Source organism: Streptomyces sp. 5K101, assembly GCF_046506645.1.
Classification (GTDB): Bacteria; Actinomycetota; Actinomycetes; order Streptomycetales; family Streptomycetaceae; genus Streptomyces.
This window is the reverse complement of sequence record NZ_JBKFFO010000001.1, coordinates 472,512-486,143: the sequence shown is the minus strand read 5'-3', so window position 1 is coordinate 486,143 and position 13,632 is coordinate 472,512. Positions and strand designations below refer to the sequence as shown.

At 71.2% G+C, this 13,632-nt stretch carries 12 protein-coding genes; 10 read left to right on the top strand and 2 right to left on the bottom strand.

The features are described 5' to 3' along the window. Window positions 1–10: 10 nt before the first annotated feature. From ACLB9X_RS02155 to ACLB9X_RS02115, 9 genes are all read left to right on the top strand, one after another. On the top strand, window positions 11–355 hold the full coding sequence (locus tag ACLB9X_RS02155; protein WP_410358447.1) for a hypothetical protein: 345 nt from the start codon (window positions 11–13) through the stop codon (window positions 353–355). A 12-nt stretch (window positions 356–367) separates the two neighbouring features. After that, window positions 368–754, top strand: a complete 387-nt coding sequence (locus ACLB9X_RS02150) for a GPW/gp25 family protein (protein ID WP_410358446.1) — start codon at window positions 368–370, stop codon at window positions 752–754. Next, the gene (locus ACLB9X_RS02145) at window positions 751–2,832 is read left to right on the top strand and encodes a putative baseplate assembly protein (protein WP_410358445.1); all 2,082 of its coding nucleotides are present in this window, start codon (window positions 751–753) and stop codon (window positions 2,830–2,832) included. Before ACLB9X_RS02150 ends, ACLB9X_RS02145 begins: the two co-directional genes overlap by 4 nt. Before the next feature lie 37 nt (window positions 2,833–2,869). Then, window positions 2,870–4,579, top strand: coding sequence for a phage tail protein (locus tag ACLB9X_RS02140; protein WP_410358444.1), 1,710 nt, complete (start codon window positions 2,870–2,872; stop codon window positions 4,577–4,579). Between the two features lie 21 nt (window positions 4,580–4,600). Continuing rightward, complete coding sequence (locus ACLB9X_RS02135) at window positions 4,601–6,820, top strand: hypothetical protein (RefSeq protein WP_410358443.1); 2,220 nt, start codon at window positions 4,601–4,603, stop codon at window positions 6,818–6,820. Further along, window positions 6,798–7,049 carry a hypothetical protein gene (locus tag ACLB9X_RS02130; RefSeq protein WP_410358442.1) on the top strand — a complete coding sequence of 84 codons (252 nt, stop codon included), beginning with the start codon at window positions 6,798–6,800 and terminating at the stop codon, window positions 7,047–7,049. Before ACLB9X_RS02135 ends, ACLB9X_RS02130 begins: the two co-directional genes overlap by 23 nt. A 17-nt stretch (window positions 7,050–7,066) precedes the next feature. Beyond that, a complete protein-coding gene (locus tag ACLB9X_RS02125) occupies window positions 7,067–7,783 on the top strand; it encodes a BTAD domain-containing putative transcriptional regulator (protein WP_410358441.1) in 717 nt (238 codons plus the stop codon). Between the two features lie 82 nt (window positions 7,784–7,865). Then, entirely contained in the window at window positions 7,866–9,401 is a 1,536-nt protein-coding gene (locus ACLB9X_RS02120) for an esterase/lipase family protein (protein WP_410358440.1), read from the top strand. Between the two features lie 342 nt (window positions 9,402–9,743). Next, entirely contained in the window at window positions 9,744–10,112 is a 369-nt protein-coding gene (locus ACLB9X_RS02115; protein ID WP_410358439.1) for an SAVMC3_10250 family protein, read from the top strand. Here the strand turns inward: ACLB9X_RS02115 and ACLB9X_RS02110 are convergent. Then, window positions 10,081–11,838: an NAD+ synthase gene (locus ACLB9X_RS02110; protein ID WP_410358438.1), complete on the bottom strand. Its 1,758-nt coding sequence runs from the start codon at window positions 11,836–11,838 to the stop codon at window positions 10,081–10,083. The genes ACLB9X_RS02115 and ACLB9X_RS02110 overlap by 32 nt on opposite strands. 379 nt (window positions 11,839–12,217) lie before the next feature. Next, window positions 12,218–12,649, bottom strand: a complete 432-nt coding sequence (locus ACLB9X_RS02105) for a CBS domain-containing protein (RefSeq protein ID WP_410358437.1) — start codon at window positions 12,647–12,649, stop codon at window positions 12,218–12,220. 217 nt (window positions 12,650–12,866) lie between these two features. Here ACLB9X_RS02105 and ACLB9X_RS02100 point away from each other — a divergent pair, with 217 nt between their 5' ends. Further along, window positions 12,867–13,529 (top strand): GOLPH3/VPS74 family protein, encoded by a 663-nt coding sequence (locus tag ACLB9X_RS02100; protein WP_410358436.1) that lies wholly within the window; start codon window positions 12,867–12,869, stop codon window positions 13,527–13,529. Window positions 13,530–13,632 lie beyond the last annotated feature (103 nt).

The following is a 13,632-nucleotide window of genomic DNA, read 5'->3' as shown; positions in this document are numbered from 1 at the left end:
GGGACCGCGGATGGGGAACGTACTCACCACAGCCAGCACCGTGACCTGCCAGCACACGCCGAGCCCGCTGCCCGCGCCCCCCGTGCCCGGCATGGTCGCCGTCTCCAGTGAGGCGAAGCTGAAGGTCGAGGGCAAGCCGGTGCTCGTCGAGACGAGCGTCGTCAAAAGCATTTCAGGCTGCCCCAACACCGCGGCGGGAACCCCCTGTACGCAGGTCACCGCCGTGCAGGCCGGCAGGGCGCAGAAGCTGCGGGCCGGCGGCGTCCCCGTCCTGCTCGACACGCTCAAGGCCACGACGAACGCCGGGACGCTCGCGAAGCCGGCGCCCCACCAGACCAAGCTCACCTCGGTGTGACCGGAGGCTCTCATGGACCCGGACATCCACGACCGCGGCCTCGCCTTCCCGGTGCGGCTGGGCACCTCGGGACCGGCCGAGTCGGCGGGCCCCCGCAGGATCCAGGAGTCGATCCGCATCATCCTCGAGACACAGCACGGCGAGCGGGTGATGCGCCCCGACTTCGGCTGCGACCTCAAGCGCCTGCTGTTCGCACCCAACAACGAGTCGACGGCCAGCCTCGCCCGCTACTACGTCGAGGAAGGGCTGACCAGGTGGGAGCCGCGCATCGAACTCCTCGACGTCACCGTCACCAACGACGGCGCGGCGACGCTGCTGATCGACATCAGTTACCGGGTCCGCGCGACCGGCGCCGCCGACCGACTCGTCCATCCCTTCTCGCTGGAGCGGTCGCCATGACCCCGAAATCGAAGCGCGGGCGTATCCAGCCCCCCGACCTTGACGACCGAACCTGGCAGGACCTGTCCGACCAGATGCGCGCCCTGAGAACGTCGTACGCGCCGCAGTGGACGGACGACCGGCCGAGCGATATCGGCATCACGCTCATCGAACTGTTCGCCTGGCTCGGCGAAGGGCTGATCTACCGGCTGAACCAGGTGCCCGAGAAGCACTACATCGCTTTCCTCAACCTGATGGGCATCACCCGCGACCCCGCCACCCCCGCGGCCACGCATCTGTCGTTCGGCGTCAAAGGGCCGGCACCGGTGCACGTGCCGGCGGGCACCCAGGCGCACACCCTGCCCGAGGAGGGGGAGGCGCCCATCGTCTTCGAGACGGACGAGGACGTCACCGTCCTGCCCACCGCCCTCACCACCGCCCTGCTGCTCACCCCCGATCCCGATGACGACTCCCAGCTGCTCTACGAAGATGTCACCGCCGATTTGGTCGGCTCGGGGACCGGGCGGCGGCCGATCGGCGTCCCGCCGGGTCTGACGGCTCATCTCTGCCTGGGCTTCGAGAAGGCTGTCGAGGGGGAGATCGTGCTCCGGCCGCGCCTGTTCCGGCCCGCGCCCGGGGCACCGTCCGGATCGGTGACCTGGGCCGCCTCCGTGCCCGACGAACAGCCCGGCGACTGGCCGGAGGTGGGACCCGTCGGTACCACGAGCGGCATGCACGACCGGCCGGCCACCCTGTCCGTGCCGCAGTCGTGGGCGGCGCAGATCCCGGCGGAGGCCTGGGCCGACGCGCGGCCGGTGCCCGACGCCGCCGACTTTGACGCGGAGCGCTTCTGGATCGGCCTGCGCATCGGCAACTCGTCCGACGCCCCGCTGGAGATCGGCCTGGAGCGGGTGCTGTTCAACGCCGCTCCCGCGCATACGGCGCTCACCCCGCGCTCCCCCGAGATGCTGGGCGAGAGCGACGGCGGGCCCTTCCAGACGTTCCCGCTGCGCCATCGTCCGCTGTACCGGGGGCCGGACGCCAAGGCCCCGTACGCGCACGTGGACATCCAGGTCGGTCAGGGGACGCCGCCCGCCTGGGAGAGCTGGCAGCAGGTCCCCGAGCTGCTGCCGGGGCCGGGCAAGGTGTACCGGCTGAACCCGGTGACCGGGGAGATCGGCTTCGGAAGTCACGACGAGCGCCACAGCGAGGGCCACGGCAGCATCCCGCCGACCGGCAGCCTGATCCGGGCGAGGACCTACCGGCATGTCGCGTCGGGCTCGGCCGGCAATGTCTCGCCCGACCGGATCGTGGTGATCGGGACCGCTCCGGACGGAACGGTTCCCGGCGGGCTGGAGGTGACCAACCCGACGGCGGCCAACGACGGCAGCGACGAGGAGCCCATCGAGGACACCCTGCGCCGGGCCCCGGAAGAGCTGAAGATCCGTGATCGCGCGGTGACGGCCGACGACTACGTGTACCTCGCGCGGGAGGCGACCAGCGACGTCCGGATCAGCGCCTGCCTGGCGCCTCCTCCGCCGCGCACTGCCCCGGGGACATTCGGCGGCATCGACCGCGCCCCCGGGAACGTCTCCGTCATCGTCGTACCGGACCAGGGCGTCGCGGTGGCGAAGCCGGAGCCGCCGCCCGAACTGATCGACGCGGTACGGACCTACCTGGACGAGCGCCGGGATCTGACCGTCCGGCTGTTCGTCCACGGCCCACGGTATCTGCCGATCGTGGCGAAGGTGTCCGTGGTCGTGTGGCGGGAGGCGGCCCTCGCAGGGGTCGACACGAAGGAGGTCAAAGCCGAGGTCGAGCGGGAGATCACCGCTTTTCTGCACCCGACCCGCGGCGGACCGGCCGGGCAGGGGTGGGAGGTGGGCCAGCACGTCTTCAGCTCCGATCTGTTCCGGGCGGTCATGCCACCCGACGACATCGGATACATCGAGCAGATCACCGTCGCCGCCGGCCCGCACGACTATCCCGGCGAGCGGCCCTTCCCCCCGGCGCCGCCGGGGGCGTCGGTCCAGGTGGCCGACTACGAGCTGGTCTGCGCGGGCGCACCCGACGTGCCCATCAGGCAGTCGACCTCCTGACGGAGTACGCACAGAGACAAGAGAGGAAAGAGCGGCCATGCCCGAGAGCAGCTATCTGCGGTATCTGCCACCGGTGCTGTGGAAGGACGCGCCGCAGGACCCAGGTTTCTCCCTGGGCAGTGCCCTCTGCGTCTTCGAGAAGATCCTCACCGGCATCGACGACGACGCGCGGGTCGTCCACACCAGCCACACCCAGGCGGGGGACGACAGCCACACCCACCGGTCGATCGCGGAGCGGATCGCGCTGCTGGACCGGCTGTTCGACCCTTGGACGACACCGCCCGAGTTCCTGCCGTGGCTGGCGTCCTGGGTGTCGCTGCGCTTCCCCGAGCTGCAGGGCCGGCAGCTGTGGGACGAGTACCAGCGGCGCAAGGCGACCGCCGCGATCAGCGGGGTCCACCGGCGGCGCGGTCTGCGTTCGGGGCTCACCACGTTCCTCGACCTGTACTCCGTGGGCAAGGTACGGCCCCGGGTGGCCGTGGACGACGGCTCCTCCCTGTTCGTGGCGCACGTCGCGGCCGGTGTGCCGGCGCCGGTCTCCGCGCTGTCGCCCTTCCGGCCGCTGTTCAACGAGTCCGGCGGCGGGCTCGTAGCGTCGCGTGAGGGGCTGCTGCGTCCCTGGTGCCTTGCGCGAGGTCCCGACGGCAGTCTGTTCGCCGGCGACCGCGGGCTGCCGGCGGATCTCGCCCCCGGGGTCCGGCGGCGGGTGTGGCGGCTCGACGCGACGACGGGGCAGCCGGACCTCACCGGCGGTCAGCCGCTCCCCCGCCCGCTCGCGCCCAAGCAGACGTTCGGTCAGATCATCGCTGTGGCCGTGGCCCCGGCCCGGGACGGGCGACCGGAGACGCTGTTCGTGCTGGACGGCACCGGCCGGATCTTCGCCCTGCCGACCCCGTACACGGCCGAGACCGCGACGGAGCTGACCAGGTTCTCGCCGGGCTCGGGGTTCCGGCTGGCGATGGTCGTCGACGGCCGGGGCGACCTGCTGGTCCTGGACCGTGGGCTCCAGCCGGAGGAGGTGGCGCGGCCCAAGGTGTTCGTGATCCGGCCCGCCCCCCTGAGCGTGACCGTCAAGGATCTCGACCCGGCCTTCGTCAAGGAACCCCTGTCGCTGTTCGTCGATCACGACGGCTCGCTCGTCGTCGGCGACGGAGGGGACCGCGAGGCGCCGCCACTGGAGGATTCGGGCGGCGGCAATCTGGTGCGGATCGTCCGCGGCGAGACCGTCGACGGGGAGTGGACGCACACCCGGCTGCTGCCGCCGCAGAACCCGCTCGTGGCGCCCACGGCGGTCGCCCGCACGGACGCCGACGGGCTTTACGTGCTCGACGCGGGGCTCCGTCCCTTCTGGCCCGAGGTCACCGAGGACCCGTTCATCCGGCACACCGCCCGTCCGGCCGTCGTCGTCCGCGTGGAGACGGCACCCGGGGCAACGGGCGGCACGCTCCGGGTCACCGAGCCCGGGCACTTCGTCAATCCCACCGGGATGACGGCGCACGGCAGGCAACTGATCATCTGTGACCCCGGCCAGATCGAGTCACCGGGAGTCGGCCTCGACGGCTACCTGTCCCGGTTCGGGTCCTTCGACATCAACGTGGTCATCCACTTCTCGAGATCACAGCTCTCGGCGGACCCCATGGAGCAGCGACGCGAGCTCAGCCAGGCGGTGGGCACCATCAAGTCCATCGTCCGTGAGCATATGCCCGCCCACTGCCGCTTCAGCGAAGTGACCATGACCGATCTCTAACAGCGATGAGCGGTGAGCAGCATGGCAGTCAAGCGCACGGAGTACTTCAACTTCGACACCGGCAGTGCCCGCAGCGGCGGCACGGTCCGGGCGGAGACGCTGGTGGACACGGACGACTACTACCGGCCGCTGGACGAGGCACGCGGGTCCTCCCTCCACTCCTGGGGCGTCTGCGGGGGCCTGGAGGTGGAGGCGACGCCGGGACAGCCGGGTGTGACCGTCCGGCCCGGCACCGCACTCGACTCCGCGGGCCGTACGACCGTGCTCTCGGCGGGCGGGGTAGCCGTGGTGGACCGGGCCTCCGGTCCGGACCAGGTGCTGGACGTCCCCACCGTGGACGTGGGCGCCGACGGTCTGCGGCTGGACACCGCGTCGGTCGCCGAGGGCACCCATTGGCTGACCCTGACGTGGCGTGAGGTCGTCGGTGAGACCCGTCTGTTCCGGCTGCACGCCCCGTGGCTGCGGCTGCTGCCGGTCGACGGCTTCGAGGGCCTGGGCCGGCAGGTGGTGCTCGCCGAGGTCTCCCTCGACGCCGCCGGCGCCGTCACGGCCCTGGGGCCCGGGCCGCGCCGGGCGGTGGGCGTACCCGCGGAACGAGTGCGGCTGGACTGCCCGCAGGTGACGTCGGAGGACGCTACGAGGGTCGGCCAGGGGGCGGCCGCGGAGCTGCGCGCCCGGAGCGGTGGGGGCCTGGACCTCACGGTGTCCGGGACGGACGGCGGCGAGCGCACCGCGCTCTCGGTGACGGCGACCGGGCGGGTCGGGATCGGTACGGAGACACCCAACGCGACGCTGGAGATCGACACGCGCGGGCTGAGCGGGCACGGGCTGAGGATCAACGCGCCCAGCGCGGGCTCGGGCATTCAGCTGGAGAACGAGGACGTCGGGCCGGCGTACGACATGTTCATCGGCGACGACGGTTCATGGCGTCTCACCAACAACTCCGAGGAAGCCGACCTGCTGGTGATCGATCGCGACGGCGCCGTAGCCGTCCCGGGTGACCTGACTGTCTCGGGTGGCCTGGCCGTCTCGGGCGAGGCGGCCGTCGAGGGCACCCTGATCAGCACAACTCTGGTCGCCGGCGACGCAAGCATCACGAGCCTCGCCGTCGCGACCGACGACGGCCCGCACGCGGCCCTCCATGTGGACGGATTGGGGCTCCACACGGGCGGCGACGCGGGCGGTTACTCTTTCGCGGACCGGGCTGACGGCGGCTTCGTCGAGAACCCCGGTGCCGGGGAGCGCTGGGTCTGGTACGCCTTCGACGGATCCGCACGACTGTGGTCGGGCGAGGACCGGATCTCGATCGGGCTCAACTCGGGCGAGGCGCTGGACGTCCGGGGGCGGATGCGGGTGCGGGAGAGGACCGGTGACAGCTCGGCGGGCATCTGGTTCCACCAGATGGTGCCGGACAGTGACCAGGCATTCGTCGGGATGGAGACCAGTACGAGCGTCGGCTTCTGGGGCAACACCGGTGCCGCATGGGGTCTGGTGATGAACACCGACAACGGCAATGTGTCGTGCCGAGGCGGGTTGCAGGTCGCAGGGGAAACGGTCCTCGGCACCCACTTCGGCCGCCGTGCCGCGCCAGCCACTCTCCATCTGGCCGGTTCGGTCGTCAGGGACATCGGTGACGGCATCCTCAACCTCCGGAGCGGCGGCAACGTGGTCGCCATAAGCGGCGGCAACGACTCGCTCGGACTGGGCACGATCACCCCGCAGGCCAAGCTCGACGTGAACGGCAGTGTGCGGGTCTCGGGCCGGGTAGACAAGGGCGGAGGCGGCTTCCGGATCGACCACCCGCTCGACCCCGGTGACAAGTACTTGTGCCACTCCTTCGTCGAGTCCCCCGACATGGCGAACCTCTACCACGGAGTGGTGGAGACCGACGAGGAGGGCGAAGCGACCGTCGTACTCCCCGAATACTTCGAGACCCTCAACCGCGACGTCCGCTACCAGCTCACCCCCGTCGGCACCCTGGCGCAGGCCGCGGTGACGGAGGAGATCAAGGAGAACCGCTTCACGCTGCGCACCGACCAGCCGGGCGTCAAGGTCTGCTGGCAGGTCACGGGAGTGCGGCAGGACGCGTGGGCGGAGGCCAACCGCATCGCCGTCGAGGAGGACAAGCCGCCGGTGGACCGCGGCTACTACCTGCACCCTGCGGAACACGGCAGTCCGGAGAGCGCCGGTCTCGTGAAGCACAGAGAGAGGCTGCACCATGAGCGATCAGCAGACGAGTGACGTACAGGAGAAGATGCGCGGGCGGCTCGCCGAGCTCAGGCGGGACTACCAGCGGGGCGAGGCACAGCTGCAACAGTTGATGCGGGACGAGGCGGCGACACGGGACGGGCTGCTGCGGGCCGGCGGGGCGATCCGGATCCTGGAGGAAATGCTGGCGTCCGCCGCCCCGGAACCGACCACCCGCCGGGACCACGTCGTCGACGGCGTCGCACCCGGCGCTGCTCCCTGACCCCAGAGGACGCAGCGATGCTGCCCCCTTCTCCCCGGCTCCGGCTCCTCGGCCGCTTCCAACTGGAATACGGGCCCGGGCCCGTCGAGCTGGGCCGCAACGGCCAACGCCTGCTGGCACTCATCGGGCTGCGCGGGTACACCCCCCGCACGGTCGTCGCCGGCACCCTCTGGCCCGAGGTGACCGAAGAGCACGCCCGGGGCAGCCTGCGCACCACTCTGTGGAAACTGCCGCGCGGTGACCAGCCGCTGATCCAGTGCTGCGGCGACTCACTGACGGCGGTCTCCGCCCTTCGCGTGGACGTGCACGACTTCACCGCGGCGGCACTGAGGATCATCCAGGGCTGCGGACCGCCACCCGACGCCCCGCCGGCGCTGCTCGACGGCGAGGACCTGCTGCCCGGCTGGGACGAGGACTGGGTGCTGCTGGAGCGTGAACGCCTGCGCCAGTTGCGGCTGCAAGCACTCGACGCGCTGGCCGAGACGCTGGTACGGCGGGGCCGGCCGGCCCTGGCGCTGGAGGCGGCCTGGGCGAGCGTACGCACCGAACCGATGCGGGAGAGCGCGCACCGGGCCGTCGTAGCGGCGCATCTGGCGGAGGGCAACCTCTGTGAGGCGGTGCGTCACTACCGGGCGTTCCGCCGGCGGCTGCGGGAGGAACTGGGCGTCGAGCCGTCGCCCCGGTTCACGCGGATGCTGACCGACGCCGGGATCGCGCTCGCCCGGGCCCGGTGACGCCTGGGTGACGCCGGGCTGACGGCACGGACGTAGCGTCGGTCATGGGGCATCGGTGAGTGCTGATCGGGAGGAGAACCTGATGGCAGGGGCGGAGAAGCTCCCGATTGTCTACGTCCGGGGCTTCGCCGGCGACACCGCCGGCATCGACAAGGTGGTGACGGACCCCTTCTACGGCTTCAACGAGGGCTCCACCCACATCCGTATCGGCCCGGAGAACGAGCCGTACTTCTACCAGTTCGAGAGCCCGTTGCTGCGGCTGCACCTGGACGAGGGCTACCAGATCCTGGTCGACGGCGGGCAAGAGGCCTATCTGGCCACCCACGACACGGTCCCGCCGGACAGCATCTGGGTCCACCGCTTCTACGACACCTCGGCCACCACCTGGGGCCGTAAGCCCCGCGAGTTCCGGCTGGAGACAGCCGCGCAGGATCTGCTGAGACTGATCGAGACGCTCCGGGCGAAGTCGGGGGCGCCGCGCGTCCATCTGGTGGCCCACTCCATGGGCGGGCTGGTGTGCCGCTGTCTCATCCAGAAGGTCCTCCCCGGCCTCGGCCGGGATCCGGCCGACTGGGTGGGCAAGTTCTTCACCTATGGCACGCCTCACGGCGGCATCGCCTTCGACGCGGGCTTCGGACTGCTGGAGCGGCTGCGCGATCTGACCGGCATCAACGGCGCCGACGTCTTCGGCCCGGAGCGGATGTACGCGTATCTGACGCCCACGGATCTGCGCGACCCGGACGGCCCGCCGGGCGACTGGGATCCCCGTGCCATGCCGACCGACCGGCCGTTGGCCTTCCCGCTCGAGCGTGTCTTCTGCCTGATCGGGACCAATCCGACCGACTACGACGTGGCGCGGGGTCTGTCGTCGGCGGCGGTCGGTCCGCGCAGCGACGGTCTGGTGCAGATCGACAACGCGTATGTCCCCGGCGCGCATGTGGCGTACGTGCACCGCAGCCACAGCGGCCGCTACGGGCTGGTCAACTCCGAGGAGGGCTACCAGAACCTGCGGCGGTTCCTGTTCGGCGACCGCAGGGTGGAGGCCGCGCTGGTCGGCCACCGGCTGTCCCGGACCTCGGACACGACCTGGCAGGCGGAGATCCGTCTCTCGGTGCGCGGCCTGCACATCGTCACGCACGAGCGGACGAGCGACCAGTGGTGCCCGATCCAGCTGCCGGACGGAACGGGCGGCCGGATCGAAGAAGGCCCGGACGGAGACGGGTCCGTGCCCCTGGTGGACACCTTCCTGTGCTCGGGACTGCGCACCGGCGGGTCGGACACCCTGCGGTACGCGCTGCACCTACGGGTGCTTTCGCTGCGCCGACGCGACGGGCTGCTGAGCTTCCGTGACCACCTGGAGCAGACCGCCGACTTCGACGACATCCTCATCGTGGACGTCGGCGCCGAGGCTACGGCGGCCACGCCCGCGCTGTCGGCCGCCTGGAACTCCGACATCACCGGTCCGATCAGCGACCACCGGCCGACCGGCGAACGCGGCCTCGCAGACGAGGAACCCGCCGCCGGAATCTGGGTCACCCACATCGATCTGCCCACGACCGCCGGCCCCATTCTCGGGGAGAGCGCCCGCATCCGGCTCACCGTGACCCCCTGGCAATAGACAGGAAGCGAGCCTCCAGGGTGGCCCTGCCCAACGTCCGGTTCGTGTGCGACCAGCTTCTTCGGCGGGCAGACCAAGGCCGCCTACCGTGCCGAGTAACGCGCCCAGAGCTACAAGGGAAGGGATGCCAACGGCCTCCCCGGCTGCGCCTCGCTCACCACCCTCGGCCAGCACGCCGGCTTCAAGGTCGACTGCGGCGGCACCAAGCCGGCGGCGACTACCCGTGGAAGCAGAGTCTTTGAGAAGAGGGACTCTCTCCTTGTAACGGTGTCGAACGACACCGGCGTAGCAGGCACGAGGGGGGCTCAACCCGATGTACGGCGAGATTAGATGAGAGAACTCGTGTATCTGTCGGACCGTAAACTCAGACAGTTCGTCCCTGAGCATGGCAGAAATTGGATCGGTCGCCGTCTGACGGCGTTCCGTGCCACCACCCCAGTGGGCGAATTTGAACTAGAGGCAGCAGCTGATTCTGACAGTACAGGCCAGAAGCTAAAGCACCTCGCCTCGGTAATCCGCCATGTCGAGGAACAGGCTCTATGGTTTCAGGACCCAGACGTCAGAGCGGGGCAATGGGTCTACTTCGAGGCCCCTCTGAACATCTTCGTCGTTGACATTGCACCCGACACCGTCCTGTTCATCCGCGTCGTCGCGGGCAGCACCCCGGCCCGGGCGTCGGTCAGCTCGTCGTCTCGCGCCACCGGTTCGTGATCGGCAGCCGCCGGTCCTTGCCGAAGACCTTGGCCGAGATCTTGGTGCCCGGCGGATACTGGCGGCGCTTGTACTCCGCCGTGTCCACCATCCGCAGCGTCCTCGCCACCAGCTCCTCGTCGAAGCCCGCCGCGACGATCGCGTCCTTGCCCTGGTCACGGTCGACGTACAGCTCGAGGAGGCGGTCCAGCACCTCGTAGTCGGGCAGCGAGTCGGAGTCCACCTGGCCCGGGCGCAGCTCAGCGCTCGGCGGCTTGGAGATCGACGCCTCCGGGATCGGCGGGATCTGGCCGCGCTCCTCCGCGGCGCGGTTGCGCCACTTCGCGAGCCGGAAGACGGCCGTCTTGTAGACGTCCTTGATCGGCCCGTACGCCCCGACCGAGTCGCCGTACAGCGTCGAATACCCCACCGCCAGCTCGGACTTGTTGCCCGGCGCGAGCACGATGTGGCCCTCCTGGTTGGAGATGGCCATCAGCATCGTGCCGCGCAGCCGCGACTGGAGGTTCTCCTCGGCCAGCCCGGTGAGCCCGAGCGAGCCCATGTACGCCTCGAACATCGGCTCGATCGGCACGGTCCGGAAGTTCAGCCCGGTCCGGCGCGCCAGCTCGGCGGCGTCGCCCTTGGAGTGGTCGGAGCTGTACCTGGACGGCATCGAGACGCCGTACACGTTCTGCGCGCCGAGCGCGTCGCAGGCGATGGCCGCGACGAGCGCGGAGTCGATGCCGCCGGAGAGACCGACGAGGACGGACCGGAAGCCGTTCTTGGCGGCGTACGCGCGCAGGCCGACGACCAGCGCGGAGTACACCTCCTCGTCGTCGTCGAGCCGGTCGGCGTACCCGCCGCCGACCTCGGCCTCGTACGCGGGCAGCGGCTCCTCGGACAGCACGACGCGGTCGATGGCCAGGCCGTCGTCCACGACCCCGGTGGGCGCGTCGGCCGCCGCCGCGGGCAGCTCCAGGTCCAGGACGACACACCCCTCGGCGAACTGCGGGGCGCGGGCGATCACTTCGCCGTCGGCGCCCACCACGATGGAGTCGCCGTCGAAGACGAGCTCGTCCTGCCCGCCGATCATCGCCAGGTACGCGGTGGTGCAGCCGGCCTCCTGGGCGCGCTTGCGCACCAGCTCCAGGCGGGTGTCGTCCTTCTCGCGCTCGTACGGCGAGGCGTTGATCGAGACCAGCAGACCGGCCTTCGCACTGCGGGCCGCCGGCACGCGGCCGCCGTCCTGCCACAGGTCCTCGCAGATCGCGAGCGCGACGTCGACGCCGTGGAGGCGGAGGACCGGCATGGTGTCGCCCGGCACGAAGTACCGGAACTCGTCGAACACGCCGTAGTTGGGCAGGTGGTGCTTGGCGAAGGTCAGCACCACCTCGCCGCCGTGCAGCACGGCACCGGCGTTCTGCGGAGCGCCGGCGGGCTGGCCGTACTTGGGCTGGGCCGTCTCCGCGCGGTCCAGGTAGCCGACGACGACCGGCAGGTCCCCGAACCCCTCGGCGGCGAGCCGTGCGGCGAGCGCCCGCAGCGCGGCGCGGGACGCCTCGACGAACGACGAGCGCAGGGCCAGGTCCTCGACGGGGTACCCGGTCAGCACCATCTCGGGGAACGCGACGAGGTGCGCCCCCTGCCCGGCCGCGTGCCGGGTCCAGTGGACGATTGCCTCGGCGTTGCCGGCGAGGTCGCCGACGGTCGAGTCGATCTGGTTCAGAGCGATGCGTAGTTGAGGCACGCGGCTCAGTGTAATCGTCTTTCTGACGCGATGTCTCGGGACCGGAGGGACCGGAGGGACGGGAGGGACGCGAGGGACGGGAGGGACGGGAGGGACGGGAGGGACGCGAGGGACGGGAGGGACGGGAGGGACAGGAGGGACGGGAGGGAACGGCGGTGAGCGGCTCCCGCCCCCACCGCACCGCCGCCTGCGCCCGCCCCCACGTACCGCACCCGCACCCGCGCCTGCGGGCCGGCGCCCGGGCCGGGCCGCAGGCGCGGGTGGTTTTCCGGCCGCCGGACTGCACCCCGCGCCGTGTCCGGCGGCCGGGACCCGTGGCGCGCAGCGCACGCACGGGCCGGAAGTCGGCGCGGCACCTGTGCGCCGCGCCGACAGGCAGCTACGAACGCGGTCCGGTCTCCGAGTAGACCCGTTCCGCCCAGCCCGCGATCTGGTCCTCGTTGAGGTGCTGCGCCAGATCGGCCTCGCTGATCATGCCGACGAGGCGCTTGTTCTCGATCACCGGCAGCCGGCGGATCTGGCGGCCCTGCATCTCGCGCAGCACCTCCTCGACGTCCGCGTTCGCGTCGATCCAGCGCGGCGTGCCCTTGGCCATCTCGCCCGCCGTCACCTTCGACGGGTCGTGCCCCATGGCCACGCAGCCCACGACGATGTCACGGTCGGTGAGGATGCCGCAGAGCCGTTCGTCGGCGTCCGCGATGGGCAGGGCGCCCACGTCCATGTCGCGCATCATCTGTGCGGCGCGGTCGAGGGTCTCGTGCGCGGGGATCCACTGGGCGCCCGCGTGCATGATGTCTTTGGCGGTGGTCATCGAACGTGCCTCCTGGATGCCGAAAGGCCCGAGCCATCCCATTGTGGTTGCGCCGTTCGGGGTACGCGACCGCTGCGGGCACCGGCCCGTACGGCCCGGGGGAACCCGCTGCCCCGGCACGGCGTCGTTCCTGATGACGCGCGGCGCAGGCACGTGCCGCGCGACGGGCCCCTGACCAGGGCCGGCCGGGCAACGCAACGAACGAGGGGAACCACGCATGACCGCCACGCTGGCCGAGGAGATCATGCTGCTGTCGCTGGACGACGAGTCCGGCGCCGCCAAGGAGAGGACGGCCGCCGCCTGGGCGGTGGCGGGCGGCATCCTGCTGGATCTGGCGTTGGCGGGCCGCGTCTCGGTCGCCGACAAGGCCCTGCGGACGGTCGACCCGACCCCGACCGGCGTCCCCCTGCTGGACGGACGGCTGCGGACGATCATGGACTGGTCGGCGAAGCGCCGCTCGGCCAAGGTCACGGCCTGGCTCACCAAGGACCGGTCCAAGGCCCCGCGCGCGACGCTCGACAGCCTCGTGTCCCGCGGACTCGTCACCGAGCAGCGCCACCACGCCCTCGGCCTCTTCCCGGTCCGGCGCTACCCCGAGGCGGACGCCTCCGTGGAACGTGAGCTGCGCGGGCGGCTGTCCGGTGCGGTCCTCGGCGACGGCCGGCCCGACGACCGCACCGCCGGGCTGATCGCGCTGCTGCACGGCGCGAAGCTCCACCGGATCGCGTTCCCGGACGTGCCGCCCAAAACGGTCGAGGGCCGGATGGCGAAGATCGCCGACGCGCAGTGGGCGGGCGAGGGCGTGCGCGAGGCCATCCGGAACATGCAGGCGGCGATGGTCGCGGCGACCGTCGCCACCGTCACGGCCACGGTCGCCTGACACACCGCACGGCCGGCCGCACACCGTACGGACGGTTCTGGCGCGCCGTACGGAAGAGGCTCGGCCCGTCACCACGCGGTGACGGGCCGGGCCTCTTGTACGG